This is a genomic window from Enterococcus sp. AZ089 (assembly GCF_050547225.1).
GTDB lineage: Bacteria > Bacillota > Bacilli > Lactobacillales > Enterococcaceae > Enterococcus_D > Enterococcus_D entomosocium.
On record NZ_CP172954.1, the window covers coordinates 258,484 to 274,945 of the forward strand.

General features: G+C 44.8%; 16 protein-coding genes. 13 read left to right on the plus strand and 3 right to left on the minus strand.

All coding sequences use genetic code 11. The annotated features are described in order from the left end of the window. Positions 1–320 precede the first annotated feature (320 nt). The 13 genes from IGJ01_RS01195 to IGJ01_RS01255 all read left to right on the plus strand — a co-directional run bounded on the left by IGJ01_RS01195 (position 321) and on the right by IGJ01_RS01255 (position 14,083). Complete coding sequence (locus tag IGJ01_RS01195; RefSeq protein WP_086332898.1) at positions 321–926, plus strand: class I SAM-dependent methyltransferase; 606 nt, start codon at positions 321–323, stop codon at positions 924–926. A 250-nt stretch (positions 927–1,176) separates the two neighbouring features. After that, positions 1,177–2,196 (plus strand): LacI family DNA-binding transcriptional regulator, encoded by a 1,020-nt coding sequence (locus tag IGJ01_RS01200; RefSeq protein ID WP_005226832.1) that lies wholly within the window; start codon positions 1,177–1,179, stop codon positions 2,194–2,196. Positions 2,197–2,319: 123 nt separating this feature from the next. Continuing rightward, on the plus strand, positions 2,320–3,621 hold the full coding sequence (locus IGJ01_RS01205; protein ID WP_042890150.1) for a pyrimidine-nucleoside phosphorylase: 1,302 nt from the start codon (positions 2,320–2,322) through the stop codon (positions 3,619–3,621). Positions 3,622–3,634: 13 nt separating this feature from the next. Then, positions 3,635–4,297: a deoxyribose-phosphate aldolase gene (gene deoC / locus IGJ01_RS01210; protein WP_430601315.1), complete on the plus strand. Its 663-nt coding sequence runs from the start codon at positions 3,635–3,637 to the stop codon at positions 4,295–4,297. Between the two features lie 54 nt (positions 4,298–4,351). Next, entirely contained in the window at positions 4,352–4,750 is a 399-nt protein-coding gene (locus IGJ01_RS01215; RefSeq protein WP_005226837.1) for a cytidine deaminase, read from the plus strand. A gap of 63 nt (positions 4,751–4,813) precedes the next feature. Further along, the gene (locus IGJ01_RS01220) at positions 4,814–5,932 is read left to right on the plus strand and encodes a BMP family lipoprotein (protein WP_034872080.1); all 1,119 of its coding nucleotides are present in this window, start codon (positions 4,814–4,816) and stop codon (positions 5,930–5,932) included. Positions 5,933–6,069: 137 nt separating this feature from the next. Then, a complete protein-coding gene (locus IGJ01_RS01225; RefSeq protein ID WP_005232559.1) occupies positions 6,070–7,680 on the plus strand; it encodes an ABC transporter ATP-binding protein in 1,611 nt (536 codons plus the stop codon). Next, entirely contained in the window at positions 7,673–8,824 is a 1,152-nt protein-coding gene (locus tag IGJ01_RS01230; protein WP_005226844.1) for an ABC transporter permease, read from the plus strand. Before IGJ01_RS01225 ends, IGJ01_RS01230 begins: the two co-directional genes overlap by 8 nt. Beyond that, positions 8,824–9,777, plus strand: a complete 954-nt coding sequence (locus IGJ01_RS01235; RefSeq protein ID WP_005232556.1) for an ABC transporter permease — start codon at positions 8,824–8,826, stop codon at positions 9,775–9,777. The genes IGJ01_RS01230 and IGJ01_RS01235 overlap by 1 nt, the downstream gene beginning before the upstream one ends. A 194-nt stretch (positions 9,778–9,971) precedes the next feature. Then, a complete protein-coding gene (gene deoB, locus IGJ01_RS01240) occupies positions 9,972–11,138 on the plus strand; it encodes a phosphopentomutase (RefSeq protein ID WP_005232555.1) in 1,167 nt (388 codons plus the stop codon). A gap of 10 nt (positions 11,139–11,148) precedes the next feature. After that, complete coding sequence (locus IGJ01_RS01245) at positions 11,149–11,967, plus strand: purine-nucleoside phosphorylase (protein WP_430601316.1); 819 nt, start codon at positions 11,149–11,151, stop codon at positions 11,965–11,967. A gap of 25 nt (positions 11,968–11,992) precedes the next feature. After that, positions 11,993–12,697 (plus strand): purine-nucleoside phosphorylase, encoded by a 705-nt coding sequence (gene deoD / locus IGJ01_RS01250; RefSeq protein WP_005226852.1) that lies wholly within the window; start codon positions 11,993–11,995, stop codon positions 12,695–12,697. Positions 12,698–12,895: 198 nt separating this feature from the next. Next, a complete protein-coding gene (locus IGJ01_RS01255; protein WP_005232552.1) occupies positions 12,896–14,083 on the plus strand; it encodes an iron-containing alcohol dehydrogenase in 1,188 nt (395 codons plus the stop codon). Between the two features lie 52 nt (positions 14,084–14,135). On the opposite strand, the gene IGJ01_RS01260 is transcribed toward IGJ01_RS01255, so the two are convergent. The 3 genes from IGJ01_RS01260 to IGJ01_RS01270 form a co-directional block, all read right to left on the minus strand. Beyond that, positions 14,136–14,783, minus strand: a complete 648-nt coding sequence (locus tag IGJ01_RS01260; protein ID WP_005232551.1) for an SGNH/GDSL hydrolase family protein — start codon at positions 14,781–14,783, stop codon at positions 14,136–14,138. 101 nt (positions 14,784–14,884) lie between these two features. Then, positions 14,885–15,571 (minus strand): 2,3-diphosphoglycerate-dependent phosphoglycerate mutase, encoded by a 687-nt coding sequence (gene gpmA, locus IGJ01_RS01265; protein WP_005226871.1) that lies wholly within the window; start codon positions 15,569–15,571, stop codon positions 14,885–14,887. Positions 15,572–15,765: 194 nt separating this feature from the next. Beyond that, positions 15,766–16,347 carry a recombinase family protein gene (locus tag IGJ01_RS01270; protein ID WP_430601317.1) on the minus strand — a complete coding sequence of 194 codons (582 nt, stop codon included), beginning with the start codon at positions 16,345–16,347 and terminating at the stop codon, positions 15,766–15,768. Positions 16,348–16,462: the final 115 nt, after the last annotated feature.

Genomic DNA, 16,462 nt, shown 5'->3' on the forward strand with positions numbered 1-16,462 from the left:
GCGGCATCATCGGTTTCTATTAGAAGCGATAGGCCACTGTTCGAAAGTATTTTACCATAGAAACCCGCAGAACTTGGAAAAAAGACATGATTTCCTTTGCAGAAACAACAAAAAACTGTTTTTTCGTTGTTTTTTTTGCTGGGCGTTTACTTCTGGCTGTTTTTCGGTATGATTAGAAAGAAACAGCAGACAAATCTTGCACGCCTTTTTACTGGTGTTTTCACTACGTTCATTCGTTCTAATAGAAGCAACAAGGAAAAAACCAGTAGAAGCCAGTAGAAAAGACAAGCGAAAAGGGAATAGAAGAAAGGAGCATAATCATGAGTAATCATTACTATACAGAAAATCCTGATATGGCCCATGATTTTGAACAGTGGTCGTTTGAATTAAGAGGAAAGAACTTTCATTTTGTGACAGATAGCGGGGTGTTTTCCCGAGACACGGTGGACTACGGCTCGCGGGTGCTGATCGATGCGTTTGAGTGGGCGGAGCTGCCAGAAGGAAGTCTGCTAGACGTTGGGTGTGGCTATGGTCCTGTTGGCTTAGCGTTGGCTTATGCAAGTCAGCGACCTGTCGAGATGATCGATATCAATCAACGGGCAGTGGATTTGGCAAAAGGCAATGCCCAGCGTAACGGCATTGAACAGGTAGATATCCATCAATCCAATATCTATGCCCAATTAAATCAACCTGCTTATGCGGCGATCCTCAGCAATCCACCGATTCGGGCAGGAAAAGAAGTCGTCCATGAGATTTTGACAGGGGCGTTTCCGCTACTAAAAACAGGGGGGACTTTAACGATCGTGATCCAAAAGAAACAAGGGGCGCCGAGTGCTCAAAAGAAAATGCAAGAGACCTTTGGCAATGCCGAAATCATCAAAAAAGACAAAGGCTATTACATCATTCAAAGCGTAAAAGAAGCGTAGCTGCTCTTTGATTCTCAGCAGATCAAAGGCATCGCCAAGTCAAGCGCTGGTTAGCAGCAACTGGACCAGTTGGTTTCTCAAAAAGCCTATTGCCAGCAGCCTTTCGGGCAATTGCAGCGTTGGTTAATCAGCTGTCTATATCATCGGGCTATTTTTGATCAACGAAAAAGAAAGTCGCACACTTGTTGAAAGTGTGCTATTTTTTTTGAGAAAAATTTGCTACACTTTAGGCAAGAGAGGAGAGAAGCAGATGAAATTGACGATTAAACAGATTGCTGAAATGGCTGGCGTCTCTGTCACGACCGTGTCGCAGATCCTAAACAATAAAGGCAGCCGTTTTAGTGAAGAAACCCGGAAGCGGGTCTTAGATATCGTAAATAAATATCACTATAAGCCGGATTTTTTTGCTTCGAATCTTATCAACCGCCATTCAAAAACGATCGGAATGATCGTGCCTGATGTGACGGATTTCTTTTTCTCTAAAGTCATTGAAGGGGCGGAAAGTTATTTCAATCCACTAGGTTACATGCTAGTGTTATGCAATTCGCGCCACAGCCAAGAAAAAGAGGTTCAATATTTGAATGAACTGTCTCATCGTTCGGTAGATGGTATCTTATTAGCGACGCCGCATTTACTGCCGGAGGATTATTCCTTGAAGAGCGGGTTCTTTGATGACCGACCAATTATTTTAGTCGATCGCGGGATCAATCAGCGGGACAATGGTCGTTTAATCGTGAAAGAATACGAAGGTGCCTACCAAGCCGTCAGTTATTTGATCAAAAACGGTCACCGCAACATTGCGATGCTCAAAGAAATCACCGGCTACTATCAATTAGAGGAACGGTTCAATGGCTATCGCCATGCCTTGAAGGACCATCAGATCCCTTTTAAAGGCCGATATGTAGAAAATGCTGAATTAACGGTTACCGGCGGGTACGAAGCAACGAAGGAATTATTAAAGTACAAAGAGATCACAGCATTCTTCTGCGGTAACGACGCCATGGCGATCGGCTGTTATCAAGCGATTTATGAGGCTGGCAAAAAAGTACCAGAAGACTATTCGGTGATCGGCTTTGATGCCTTGAAATTATCGGAATACATCACACCACCGCTTACCACGGTCATGCAGCCGACCTTTGAGATCGGTTTTACCGCAGCAAAGTTTTTAGTGGACGCCATTGAGTTTCCGACACGGCGAATTCCAAATAAGATTTTTGATACAAAATTAATTATTCGTGAGAGCGTGAAGACATTGACAAGCGAGAAATAATGCGGTATATTTCTTCTTGTAAGTGTTTTCATAGTTTTGCGATATTTAGTAAACTGTTTTACTAAAGTGGTTTACCCTACGAAAAATTATTGTATAATGTTAAAGGAAGCGAGGGTCATTTCGATGCGAATGGTGGATTTAATTGAAAAGAAACGTGACGGCAAGTCATTAACGAAGGAAGAAATTGACTACATTGTAACTGCGTATACTGAAGGAAGTATTCCAGATTATCAAATGAGTGCCTTGTTGATGGCTATTTTTTATGTAGATATGACAGATGAAGAGATCACGAACTTAACGCTAGCAATGGCAAATTCTGGTGAAGTGATCGACCTATCCTCAATTGAAGGAATCAAAGTCGATAAGCATTCGACTGGTGGTGTTGGTGATACGACCACGTTGATCCTAGCGCCATTAGTGGCTAGTGTTGGCGTACCGGTTGCGAAAATGTCTGGCCGCGGCTTAGGCTATACCGGAGGGACGTTAGACAAGCTTGAAGCGATCCCTGGATTTAAAATCGAGCTTTCTGAAGCCGACTTTATCCGATTAGTCAACGAAAGTAAAGTGGCCGTGATCGGTCAATCAGGAGATTTAGCTCCTGCGGACAAAAAACTGTATGCCTTACGAGATGTGACGGCAACGGTTAGTTCGATCCCATTGATCGCCAGCTCGATCATGAGTAAAAAAATCGCGGCAGGTGCCGATGCGATCGTGTTAGATGTAACCACAGGCGATGGCGCCTTTATGAAAAACTTGGAGGATGCCAAACGCTTAGCCCAAACGATGGTCCGCATCGGAAAATTGGCAAATCGCCAAACGATGGCAGTCATTTCTGATATGTCACAACCTCTAGGGGAAGCGATCGGGAACAGTTTGGAAGTGGTGGAAGCTATTGAGACACTGCAAGGAAAAGGACCGAAAGACTTGGAAGAAATGTGCTATGCACTGGGCAGCCAAATGGTCGTTTTAGCGAAAAAAGCTGATTCATTGGAAGAAGCACGCCAACTGTTGGAAGAAGCCTTGCATTCAGGCAAAGCGTTAGAAAAATTCAGACAGATGATCATAGATCAAGGCGGAGACGCTTCAGTGATCGATGACCCGAGCAAGATTTTGACAGCAAAATATGAAGTTGAGGTCCCAGCGAAAACTAGCGGCGTGGTGACGAAATTAGTTGCCAATGAGCTAGGGATCGCGGCGATGATGTTAGGGGCAGGTCGTAAGACCAAAGACGAAGACATCGACCATGCAGTGGGCATCAAATTGCATAAGAAAGTTGGCGAATCCGTAACTGAAGGGGAATCGCTATTGACGATCTATAGCAATACCGAAGCAATCGAGGATGTCAAAGCATTGATCGACCAAAATATTGAAATTGGGGAAGATGGCGCAGAACCGCCATTGATCCATGACATTATTACAGAATAAGGAGCGAATAAAAATGGAATTGAATCGCATGATCGACCACACGATTTTGAAAGCAGACGCAACGGAGGAAGATGTTTTACGAATCATCGAAGAGGCAAAAACCTATCACTTCTATTCTGTCTGCATCAATCCAACGTGGGTTTCATTAGCAGCAGAAAAATTACAAGGCGAACCAACGGCTGTTTGTACCGTGATCGGGTTTCCTTTAGGGGCAAACACATCTGAAGTCAAAGCTTATGAAACAACAGATGCGATCAAAAACGGCGCAGATGAAGTCGATATGGTAATCAACGTAGGTGCCTTGAAATCAAAACAATACAAAAAAGTTCAAGCAGACATCGAAGCAGTCGTTGAAGCAGCCAAAGACAAAGCGCTTGTCAAAGTAATCATTGAAACAGCGTTATTAGAAAACGAAGAAATCGTCAAAGCCTGTGAATTAGCCAAAGCAGCTGGTGCAGATTTCGTGAAAACCTCAACTGGCTTTTCAACTGGTGGGGCAGTCGTTGAAGATGTTCGCTTGATGCGTGAAACAGTAGGACCAGAAATGGGTGTCAAAGCTTCTGGTGGTATCCACAACGAAGCAGAAGCTGCAGCTATGGTCGAAGCGGGGGCAAATCGCTTAGGAACAAGCGCAAGTGTTGCTATCGTGACTGGCTCAACAGGTGCTGGCTACTAAGCTTAGCATTGTTAAGTAAAGTAGCAAAAATTAAAAACAAGAGCGGGGAAGACAATGACAATAGCGAAAAAAGAGTGGATCGACACCGCCGTTTCCGCCTTAGATAAAGCGTATGTGCCGTACTCTAAGTTTCCGGTCGGTGCTTGTCTCGTTGCCAAAAATGGGACGATATATCAAGGGATCAACATTGAAAATGCCTCATATGGCTTAACAAATTGCGCAGAAAGAACGGCTTTTTTCAAAGCCGTTTCTGAAGGCGAAAAAGAGTTTCAACATTTGGTTGTGGCGGGTCATACGCCAGAACCGATCTCTCCTTGCGGTGCTTGCCGCCAGGTCATGGTGGAATTTTGTGCGCCAGATATGCCGGTGACCTTAGTCGGCGATGATGGTGTGATCAAAGAAACCACGGTAGAAGGCCTATTGCCTTATTACTTTACGAACAAAGATTTATAAACCATGTTCATTCAGTCGATGCGGCTGTTGAAAAAAACTATATTTTTAGGGGGCTTTACAGCAATGAAAAAAGCAAAATTATTTAGTTTAGGTATTGTTGCAGTAGCTGGGTTGACTTTACTTGGTGCTTGTGGCGGAGGAAATTCAGGTTCAACTGATTCAACTGGTGGCGGTTCTGCAGACGGTACGACTGATGCAGCGCATAGTGTCGCAATCGTTACCGATATCGGCGGGGTGGATGACCGTTCATTCAACCAATCCGCATGGGAAGGCTTAGAAGCATGGGGGGAAGAACACGGGATCGCTCGCGGTGCTGGTGGTTATGACTACGTGCAATCAAATGAAGCATCAGAATACACAACAAACGTAAATGGTGCCGTTCAAAATGGTTTCAAAACGATTTTCGGTGTAGGTTACTTATTGAAAGATTCAATCGCAGCAGCAGCAGACCAAAACCCTGATACACAATTCGGGATCATCGATGATGTGATCGAAGGCAAAGACAACGTTGTTTCAGCAACATTTAAAGATAATGAAGCAGCTTACTTAGCTGGTTATGCTGCAGCTTATACAACCAAAACAAACAAAGTCGGCTTCATCGGTGGTGAAGAAGGCGTCGTTATCGACCGTTTCGAAGCTGGTTTCACAAAGGGTGTTCAAGACGCAGCTGAAAAACTAGGCAAAGAAATTACCATTGATTCTCAATATGCAGCATCATTTGGTGATCCTGCCAAAGGAAAAGCATTGGCAGCTTCAATGTATCAAGGCGGCGCTGACGTAATCTTCCACGCATCTGGCGGTACTGGTGCAGGTGTCTTCCAAGAAGCAAAAGCAATCAACGAACAATTGAACGAAGCAGACCTAGAAGACAAAAAAGTTTGGGTCATCGGTGTGGATAGCGATCAACAAGACGAAGGAAAATTCACAACTGCTGACGGCAAAGAAGATAACTTCACACTGGCTTCAACATTGAAAGGTGTTGGCGCAGCGGTACAAGATATCTCAACTCGTGCGTTAGAAGATAACTTCCCTGGCGGCGAACACATTGTTTACGGCTTGAAAGATGGCGGTGTAGACATTACTGAAGGGTTCCTTTCAGATGATGCCAAAGCAGCGATCGAAACAGCGAAACAAGACGTGATCGACGGCAAAGTAGAAGTACCAGAAACACCTGAAAAATAAAGTGGTTCTTTTCGGTTATCTTGCCCTAGCCTAGGGCAAGATGATCGTTGTTGGATTACTATGTTGATGAAAGCTACGGGTTTTCATGAGGATAGTAATCATCCTAAGCAATAGCAATTATTTTTTTGACATGACGAATGGTTTGTATAAGCGAATTAGAAAGTAAGGATGTGAGTAATTTGGCTGAGGAAAAATATGTTGTAGAAATGCGTCATATCACCAAAGAGTTTGGAACGTTCAAAGCCAATGACGATGTCAACTTGCAAGTAAGGCCAGGAGAAATCCACGCATTGCTTGGTGAAAATGGAGCGGGCAAGTCGACCTTGATGAATATGTTGTCAGGATTATTGGAACCAACATCTGGTGAAATCTGGATGAATGGTGAAAAAGTGAATATCACGAGTCCGACCGCAGCAAACAAATTGGGGATCGGTATGGTGCATCAGCATTTCATGCTGGTAGACGCCTTTACTGTAACAGAAAATATCATTTTGGGAAGCGAACCCCATCATCTCGGTGTGTTAGATCGCAAGAAAGCCCGCAAAGAAATCAAAAAAGTTTCTGAACAATATGGTTTATCGGTTGATCCAGATGCTTATGTGCGTGACATCTCTGTCGGGATGGAACAACGGGTAGAGATCTTGAAAACTCTTTACCGCGGCGCAGATGTACTGATTTTTGATGAACCAACGGCAGTTTTGACACCGCAAGAAATCGAAGAGCTGATCGAGATCATGCGCGGATTGGTGCGTGAAGGGAAATCGATCATCTTGATCACCCACAAACTGGATGAGATCAAAGCGGTGGCAGACCGCTGTACAGTTATCCGTCGGGGGCAAGGGATCGGCACTGTCAATGTCAAAGACGTCAGCTCCCAACAGTTGGCCGATATGATGGTTGGTCGTTCTGTGTCCTTCAAGACACCGAAGAAAGAGGCGTCACCAAAAGAAGTCGTGCTTTCTGTTGAAAACTTAGTCGTAAAAGAAAACCGCGGCTTAGAAGCAGTCAAAAACTTAAGCTTAGAAGTACGTGCAGGTGAAGTATTGGGGATTGCTGGTATCGATGGCAATGGGCAATCAGAGCTGTTACAAGCCATCACTGGTTTACGGAAAGTCGAAAGTGGCAAGGTCTTGCTGAATGGCGATGACATCACCAACTTCAAGCCTCGGAAAGTCACCGAAGCCGGCGTTGGTCATGTGCCAGAAGACCGCCATAAATACGGGCTTGTCTTGGATATGATGTTATCAGAAAACATCGCCTTACAAACCTACTACAAAAAACCTTTGAGTAATGCAGGTGTCTTGGACTATGGAGAGATCAACGAGTTTGCTCGTGACTTGATTCAAGAATTTGACGTACGAACAGTCAATGAGATCGTACCGGCACGGGCATTGTCCGGCGGGAATCAACAAAAAGCGATTATCGCACGAGAAATCAGCCGCGATCCTGATCTATTGATCGTTGCCAATCCGACCCGTGGGTTGGATGTCGGAGCGATCGAATTTATCCACAAACGCTTGATTGAACAACGGGATAAGTTCAAAGCTGTTTTATTAGTCAGCTTTGAATTAGATGAAATTTTGAATGTATCAGACCGCATTGCTGTTATTCATGCTGGTGAGATCGTTGGGGTCGTTGATCCGAAAGAAACATCAGAGAAAGAGCTTGGCTTGTTGATGGCAGGGTACTCCTTGGAGGAAGCAAGACGAGAGCTGCAAATGGAGGAAGTAGGTGGTTCGGTTGAATAACCGCAAAGAAAAGATCCGCAATATATTAGTGCCGATCATCGCTGTCTTGTTGGGATTCGTCCTTGGCGGAATCATTATGGCGGCCTTCGGCTACAGCCCGATCACAGGGTATACACAAATGTTCCGGACCGTTTTTATCAACGGACAAACAGGTGGGTTAAATGCCCGCAACATTGGTGAGATTTTTGTTACAGCAGGACCATTGATCTTTACCGCTCTTGGATTTGCCGTTGCAAACTCAGCGGGATTCTTCAATATCGGTCTTTCTGGTCAAGCGCTAGCAGGTTGGGTTGCCAGTATCTGGGTCGCACTAGCGATGCCGGATGCGCCTCGGTTGGTGGTCTTGCCATTAGCCGTGATCGTAGGGGCGTTATGCGGGGCGATCGCAGCTGCGATTCCTGGGTTCCTACGGGCATTCTTTGGTACGAGTGAAGTCATCGTGACGATCATGATGAACTATATCTTGCTTTATACGGGGAACCATTTAGTCAATAATGTGATGAGCGAATCCATGATCACGACAAAAGGGGTCACGAAAATGGTGGGGGAAAATGCCTCCATGCAGACCCCGTTTCTAGCAAGTATCACGAGCAACTCTCGCTTGAACTTGGGGATCTTCTTAGCCTTGATCTTCTTAGTTTTGGTTTGGTTCTTGATGAAAAAAACCACTCTTGGTTATGAGATCCGCGCGGTGGGCTTGAACCCAAGCGCTTCTGAATATGCTGGGATGAGTAGCAAACGGACGATCATTATCTCCATGATCATCTCTGGAACACTTGCCGGATTAGGTGGAGTCGTTCAAGGACTAGGAACGTTTGAAAACTTCTTCGTTCAAGGGTCATCATTAAGCATCGGGTTTGACGGTATGGCTGTATCCTTGTTAGGAAGCGGCTCATCGATCGGAATCTTGCTTTCAGCCCTCTTGTTCAGTATTTTGAAATTAGGTGGACAAGGCATGCAGTTTGCAGGTATTCCATCTGAATTAGTTGATGTTAATATCGCAATTATTATTTTCTTCGTAGCGATCAGTTTTGTGATTCGTTTCTTGTTGGCAAAAATCTTTGACGGCAAAAAAGAAGCGCTGGTCGTACAGGAGATTGAAGCCCAACCAAACGATCAAGATCAGGAAGGAGGAACCATCTAATGGATATTAGTTTAATTTCTTCGATCGTCACTCAAACATTGATTTATGCGTCTCCTCTGATTTTGACGGCGCTAGGTGGCGTGTTCTCAGAGCGAAGCGGGATCGTTAACGTGGGTCTTGAAGGAATCATGGTTATGGGTGCTTTTAGCTCGATTGTTTTCAATATTGAATTTGCGTCACAATTTGGTGCGTGGACACCGTGGTTAGGGATGCTCGTCGGCGGACTTGTCGGTGTGGTTTTCTCCTTGCTGCATGCGGTGGCAACCATCAACTTCCGTGCAGACCACATCATCAGTGGTACGGTGATGAACTTGATGGCACCAGCTTTGGCCGTGTTCTTAGTTAAAGCGATCTACAACAAAGGGCAAACCGATAACATCCAACGGACATTGGGGTATTTCAATTTCCCGATTCTTAAAGATATTCCTATCATTGGCCCGATTTTCTTTAATCAAACGTTCTTACCGGCGTACTTCGCTATTTTGATCTCAGTGATCGCGTGGTTCGTGATTTTCAAAACACGCTTTGGGTTGCGTCTTCGTTCTGTCGGTGAGCATCCTCAAGCAGCTGATACCTTAGGGATCAATGTTTACGTGATGCGTTACTCAGGCGTCTTGATCTCTGGATTCCTTGGTGGGATGGGCGGTGCCTTGTTTGCTCAATCGATCGCGGGTCGCTTTGCTGTGACAACGATCGCCGGTCAAGGGTTTATCTCGATGGCTGCGATGATCTTTGGTAAATGGAATCCACTTGGTGCGATGGGAGCAGCGATTTTCTTCGGTTTCGCGCAAAACATCAGTATCGTAGGTGGCCAGCTGCCAATCATCTCTTCCATTCCAGCAGTTTACTTACAAGCTGCGCCTTATGCCTTGACGATCATCGTGCTCGTTCTTTTCCTTGGAAAAGCTGCTGGTCCGAAAGCTAACGGGAAGAACTACATTAAATCTAAATAATTTTTTCAGTATGAAAGGGTGGGGCTATGGGACATGAATGTGTTGCTGTGTCCTGCCCTTTTTCTATCCTCTGGGTGAAAGGAAAGCGTCAAGAAATTTCCAAAGCAACCCAGCGCAATTTTTGCTTAAGTTTAGTATGATAGAGGTAGTAGATCCGCTTGTAAAAGCATAAAATAAAGAAAGTAGGGAATAGAATGTTTAAACGTGTACACTTGATCGTGATGGATTCAGTCGGAATTGGTGAAGCACCTGATGCGGCAGCTTTTGGTGATGTCGGTTCAGATACATTAGGCCATATTGCAAAAGAAGCAGGCTTAACGATCCCTCACTTGGAACAATTAGGCCTAGGTACGATTCGTCCTTTAGAAGGCGTAAAGGCGGTAGCTGACCATGATGGGTATGCAACCAAATTGGAAGAAGTTTCTGTTGGGAAAGATACGATGACGGGTCACTGGGAGATCATGGGCTTGAATATCCAAAAGCCTTTCCGCGTATTTCCAGATGGGTTTCCCGATGAATTATTGCAACAGATCGAAGCGTTCTCTGGACGCAAAATCGTCTGCAATGCGCCGTATTCTGGGACAGCAGTCATTGATGACTTTGGCGAACATCAAATGAAGACCGGGGATCTGATCGTTTACACTTCGGCTGACCCAGTGTTGCAGATCGCCGCTCATGAGGAAATCATTCCATTAGAAGAATTGTATCGTATTTGTCAGTACGTTCGGGATATCACGAAAGATGAGCCGTATATGATCGGCCGCATCATCGCGCGTCCTTATGTCGGTGAGCCTGGAAACTTTACTCGTACGAGCAATCGTCATGACTACGCACTCGATCCATTTGGCCATACAGTGTTAGATTCATTGAAAGAAGCTGGAAAAGACGTGATCGCCGTTGGGAAAATCAATGATATCTTCAACGGGCAAGGAATCACCGATTCTGTACGGACGAAGAGCAATATGGACGGTGTGGATCAATTACTGAAGGTGATGAAACAAGACTTTACGGGTCTAAGCTTTACGAACTTAGTCGACTTCGATGCGCTTTATGGTCACCGTCGCGATGTCGTAGGGTATGCCCACGCCATTGAAGATTTTGATTTGCGTATTCCAGAACTCTTAGAAGCAATGGGAGACGAGGATCTGCTGTTGATCACAGCTGACCACGGCAATGACCCAACCTTTACGGGAACGGATCACACGAGAGAATATGTGCCATTACTAGCGTACAGCAAGAAATTCCAAGGCCAAGGAAAATTGCCACAAGGCTACTATGCGGATATTTCCGCAACGATCGCTGAAAACTTTGGTGTTTCAGCTACAGAAAACGGAACTAGCTTTTTAAAACATTTAAACTAGAGGTGATGAAATGACAACGTTACATGAGAAATTACAAGAAACAACGGCATTTATCAAAGGAAGCGGCGTCGATGAAGTGGAATTTGGCTTGATTTTAGGTTCTGGCTTAGGGGAATTAGCCGATGAGATCGAAAACCCAATCGTGTTGCCTTATAACGATATCCCGCATTTTCCTGTTTCGACAGTGGTCGGTCATGCCGGACAATTGGTCTATGGAACATTAGCTGGGAAAAAAGTCTTAGCGATGCAAGGACGATTCCATTATTATGAAGGCCATTCGATGCAGACGGTCACTTACCCCGTCCGTGTGATGGCGGCATTGAAAGCTCATTCCTTAGTCGTGACCAATGCCTGTGGCGGTGTGAACGAAAGCTTCCAGCCTGGAGACTTGATGTTGATCACCGATCAAATCAACTTTATGGGGGACAACCCACTGATTGGTGAAAACGAAGAAGAAATGGGTCCACGTTTCCCAGATATGAGCCAAGCTTACCATTTGCCTTATCGGGAAGCGGCACAAAAAGTTGGCGCATCAAAAGGATTGCACTTAAAAGAAGGCGTCTATATGGGCTTCTCAGGTCCTACGTATGAAACGCCAGCAGAGATCCGCTTTGCTCGGACGATCGGTGCCGATGCTGTCGGTATGTCGACTGTCCCAGAAGTGATCGTTGCTGTTCACAGTGGCTTGAAAGTCTTAGGTGTTTCTTGCATCACAAACTTGGCTGCTGGTATGCAAGCGAGCTTGAATCACGAAGAAGTCGTGGAAACGACGGAACGGGTCAAGGCAGAATTTAAAGCGTTGATCAAAGAAACGTTAACAGTACTATAAAAAGCAGACCAAAGGAGAAAAACGAATGAGCGTTCATATCGAAGCAAAAGCAGGCGAGATCGCAGACAAAATCTTGTTACCAGGTGATCCACTGCGGGCGAAATATATTGCTGAAACATTTTTAGAAGACCCGATCTGTTACAACAATGTTCGGGGAATGTTGGGCTATACAGGCGTTTATAAGGGCGAGCGGGTCTCTGTCCAAGGAACCGGCATGGGCATGCCTTCAGCGAGCATCTATGCCCATGAATTGATCAACTCTTACGGCGTGAAGAAATTGATTCGGGTCGGTACGTGTGGTGCCATCTCAAAAGATGTCCATGTGCGTGATCTTGTGATTGCCCAAGCGGCAGCAACAAGTTCCTCGATGGTGGCAAAAAACTTCCAAAGTTTCCATTTCCCACCAATCGCTGACTTTGCACTGCTGCGTAAAGCCTATGATACAGCGATTGAATCAGGATTTACGACCCACGTCGGCAACATCTTATCTGAAGATACCTTCTACAAAGATGACATGACGGAAACGTTACAGTTGGCAGACCTTGGGGTGATGGGTGTTGAGATGGAAGCCGCAGCCTTATACTATTTAGGGGCGAAATTCCACGTTCAAACCTTAGCGATCTGTACCGTCAGCGACCACATCATCACTGGAGAAGAAACAACGCCAGAAGAAAGACAAACGACGTTTAACGACATGATCAAAGTTGGCTTAGAAACAGCGATTGCGTAAAAAAGATACCACAGGATCGGTGCATGAACGATGCGAGGGCTGCTTGCTTTTGATAGAGCAAGCAGCCAAATCGTATTGGTTTGCATGCAACCGAGAATGTGTTATCTTTTTTTGTTGGCAAAAAGCCACGAAGAAGCGTTGCACTTTTGCCAGAAAATGGTTTAATGAAAAGAAAAGGTGTAAAAAGGAGACGAGACAATGAATAATTTTACGTTTCATGTAACGACGGACATTCGTTTTGGGAAAGACCGTCTGAACGAATTGCCAGAAGTACTGAATACATTTGGAAAAAACGTCTTGCTAGTCTATGGTGGCGGCAGTATCAAGAAAAACGGCTTGTACGATGCAGTCATGGCGCAATTGACTGCCAACGGCAATCAAGTCACTGAATTGACTGGTGTCGATCCAAATCCACGAATCGAAACCGTTCGTCAAGGAGCCGCTCTTTGTCGTTCAGAAAAGATCGACGTCATTTTAGCTGTTGGCGGCGGTTCTGTCATTGATTGCAGCAAAGTGATTGCTGGGGCGGCTTGCAGTGAGCAAGAGCCTTGGGACTTAGTACTTTCCAGAAGCTATCAAGGACCAGCGATTCCATTAGTAACGATCTTGACCCTTGCGGCTACCGGCAGTGAAATGAATCGCGGCGCAGTGATCTCTAATCTAGAAACGAAACAAAAACTTGGCGTTCACGGACCCGAATTTTTACCGAAAGTATCCTTTTTAGATCCAACAACGACCTTTAGTGTCAGTCGTTATCAAACGGCTGCCGGTTCAGCGGATATCATGAGCCATCTGATTGAAAATTATTTCAGTAAAACAGAAGGAACAGATGTCCAAGACGGTGTAGCAGAAGGATTGCTAAAAGCAGTCATTAAAAATCTGCCCATCGCATTAAAGGATCCCTCGGACTATGACGCACGGGCGAATTTGATGTGGGCGAGCACCTTAGCCTTAAATGGTTTGACTGGAAGCGGCAAGGGTGGTGCATGGTCTTGTCATGCGATGGAGCATGAGTTGAGTGCGTTTTATGACATTACCCATGGCATCGGCTTAGCGATCCTGACCCCACGCTGGATGCTTCATGTATTGAATGAAGAAACGGCGCCGAAATTTGCGCGTTTTGCCAGAGAAGTCTTTGGTGTCCAAGAAGCAGTGCCAGAATTAGCTGCCCGAATGGGGATTCAAAAACTGTATGACTTTTTTGCTTCTTGCGATATTCCGATGACTTTGCCAGAAGTGGGAATCGCCGATGACACTCATTTTGCTGAAATGGCGGCTCAAGCAGTTCAATTCAGCTCTATTGCAACAAATGCGTATGTACCGCTACAAGAAGAAGACGTGATCGCAATCTACCAAGATTCCTTGACTCCTTCAACCTATCTTTAATCATTAAAAAGACCGTTCCTGCGACTTGGTTGTCGCGGAGCGGTCTGTTTATTTACCCTTCAGAAGAAAAAGCCAAACGGGCCATTAGCTGATTCGCAATCAAGGCGTGTCCTGCAGGAGTAGGGTGCACACCGTCATCGCCTGTCAGTGCCTGTGGGGAGCTAGCGACGGATGCTTCGGCAAACAAGCCATCCAGCGGCAGCAGTTGACAATGAAAGGCGGCAGCTAAGCGACGAACGATTTGGATTTTCGGATCAAGATCGATCCGCCAGGTTTGGCGATCTTCAGGATATGGCAATACAAAAGGTTCCAGCAAGAAAATACGCGTGATCCCTTGTTGGGTCACTTGTTCCAGAATTTGACGGTAGGTTGCCTCAAAGGACGTTGCCGCAGCTTCTGAACCAAAATCGGGACCACCGGCATTGTGCCACGTGTCGTTGATCCCAATCATAAAGACCAAGACGTCAGGCGCTAATTGGAGGCAATCTTCTTGGAGACGGGCTAAGACATCGGCAGCTTTATTGCCGCCGATCCCGCGGTTATAAAAGGTAAAGCCCGCAGTGGGGAATTTCTCTGCCAGCTGATCGGCAACGAGACGGGCAAACCCATGTCCTAAATCGTGGGGGTCTTGGCGATCACGATCGCAATCTGTGATGCTGTCACCTAAAAATAAAACGGTATCATTTTTGACTAGTTTCATAATAAGCTCCTTTCGAGTATGCCCTCAATTATAAAAGAGGGGGGAGAAAATGCCAATAAAAAAACTGCCCTTTGGTTAAAAAGGGCAGCGATAAGCGAGGCTTATAAGTAGTATTTTTTCGCAACAGTCAAATCATCGTTCAATTCATAAACAAGTGGTTGACCAGTTGGGATCTCAAGATCCATGATATCTTCGTCAGAAATACCTTCGATATGTTTTGCTAATGCACGTAGAGAGTTTCCGTGAGCCGCAACTAAGACAGTTTTGTCGTCTTTTAATGCTGGGGCGATTTCATCTTGCCAGAAAGGCAATGCACGTTCTAAAGTAACTTTTAAGTTTTCTCCACCAGGTACGTCGCGAGGGTCAAGCATTGCATAACGACGGTCGTTTGCAGCAGAACCTTCATCTGAAGCTTCCATCAATGGAGGTAAAACATCGTAAGAACGACGCCAGATGTGTACTTGTTCGTCACCGTATTTTTCAGCAGTTTCTTTTTTATTTAAACCTTGTAATTTACCGTAATGACGTTCGTTTAAGCGCCATGATTTGATCGTTGGTACCCAAAGTTGATCAGAATATTCTAAAATGTAATTACAAGTTTTGATGGCACGAGTTAAAACAGATGTGTAAGCAACGTCAAATTCGATGCCTGCTTCTTTGATTTTACGTCCGCCTTCGATTGCTTCTTCGACACCTTCTGGCGCTAGATCAACATCAGCCCAACCGGTAAACTGGTTTAATTTGTTCCATTCGCTTAGTCCATGACGAGAAAATACTAATTTTGGCATGTAAAACTCTCCTTTAGATATTCGATATTTTTCTGAAATTTTCAATTCCGTATTTATTGTACACTCTTTCTCAAAGAATTTCCATGGTTTTGGAGGAAAAGCTGGGGGAAAACGCCATTCTTAAGGAAAAACAAAAGGGGATCATTAAAAAGAGGACCGCTTTTGTTTCATGCTGTTCTAGGGGGAGTCGACAACTATGAACGTAACTTGTTCCATTCTTCTTCGGATAATTTTATGTATTTATAGCATGTACCTACAGAAACACCGCATTTTTCAGAAATATATTGAATCGTTTCTTTTTTTTCGTAGTACAATTGACGGATTTTTTTGATCGTTTTTGGATCGATCTTTGGACGACCGCCAATTTTGCCTTTTTTGCGGGCTTTATTTAAGCCGACCAGCGTGCGCTCTTTGATGAGTGAGCGTTCCATGATCGCAAGTCCTTCCATCAAATTGAAGTAAACCTGTCCCATCGGACCGCGGGTATCGATTTGTTCTGCCAGTGAAACCAGATGAAGCTCTCGCTGTTTTAATAGATCCGTGAGATCGGTCAGCTTTCTGGTCGTCTTCCCTAAACGATGCAGTTCCGTAACGACTAAGGTGTCACCGGGCTGCATTTGTGCCACCACTGACTCCAATGAATGATTTTCTTCACTTTCTTCCACGCTAAATGTCTCATGGAAAAATTCATGACACCCAAATTCTTCGAGCTTGTTTAATTGTTCACTTGTTGAGTTATCGGTGATCGTTGAACGAGCATAGCCTATGATTTTCATAAACCCTCCTACCTTTCCCTTTTTATTGAATGTATCATAATTATTTCTTAAATGATAGGGTAATTTGCACAAAAAATAATAAAAATTAAGTCGATTGAAGAAAAATAACGAAAAA

Bases quoted from the DNA above. Each gene is read 5' to 3' on its own strand.
- IGJ01_RS01195 (WP_086332898.1), top strand. From the start codon at position 321: ATGAGTAATCATTACTATACAGAAAATCCTGATATGGCCCATGATTTT.
- IGJ01_RS01200 (WP_005226832.1), top strand. From the start codon at position 1,177: ATGAAATTGACGATTAAACAGATTGCTGAAATGGCTGGCGTCTCTGTC.
- IGJ01_RS01205 (WP_042890150.1), top strand. From the start codon at position 2,320: ATGCGAATGGTGGATTTAATTGAAAAGAAACGTGACGGCAAGTCATTA.
- deoC (WP_430601315.1), top strand. From the start codon at position 3,635: ATGGAATTGAATCGCATGATCGACCACACGATTTTGAAAGCAGACGCA.
- IGJ01_RS01215 (WP_005226837.1), top strand. From the start codon at position 4,352: ATGACAATAGCGAAAAAAGAGTGGATCGACACCGCCGTTTCCGCCTTA.
- IGJ01_RS01220 (WP_034872080.1), top strand. From the start codon at position 4,814: ATGAAAAAAGCAAAATTATTTAGTTTAGGTATTGTTGCAGTAGCTGGG.
- IGJ01_RS01225 (WP_005232559.1), top strand. From the start codon at position 6,070: ATGGTTTGTATAAGCGAATTAGAAAGTAAGGATGTGAGTAATTTGGCT.
- IGJ01_RS01235 (WP_005232556.1), top strand. From the start codon at position 8,824: ATGGATATTAGTTTAATTTCTTCGATCGTCACTCAAACATTGATTTAT.
- deoB (WP_005232555.1), top strand. From the start codon at position 9,972: ATGTTTAAACGTGTACACTTGATCGTGATGGATTCAGTCGGAATTGGT.
- IGJ01_RS01245 (WP_430601316.1), top strand. From the start codon at position 11,149: ATGACAACGTTACATGAGAAATTACAAGAAACAACGGCATTTATCAAA.
- deoD (WP_005226852.1), top strand. From the start codon at position 11,993: ATGAGCGTTCATATCGAAGCAAAAGCAGGCGAGATCGCAGACAAAATC.
- IGJ01_RS01255 (WP_005232552.1), top strand. From the start codon at position 12,896: ATGAATAATTTTACGTTTCATGTAACGACGGACATTCGTTTTGGGAAA.
- IGJ01_RS01260 (WP_005232551.1), bottom strand. From the start codon at position 14,783: ATGAAACTAGTCAAAAATGATACCGTTTTATTTTTAGGTGACAGCATC.
- gpmA (WP_005226871.1), bottom strand. From the start codon at position 15,571: ATGCCAAAATTAGTATTTTCTCGTCATGGACTAAGCGAATGGAACAAA.
- IGJ01_RS01270 (WP_430601317.1), bottom strand. From the start codon at position 16,347: ATGAAAATCATAGGCTATGCTCGTTCAACGATCACCGATAACTCAACA.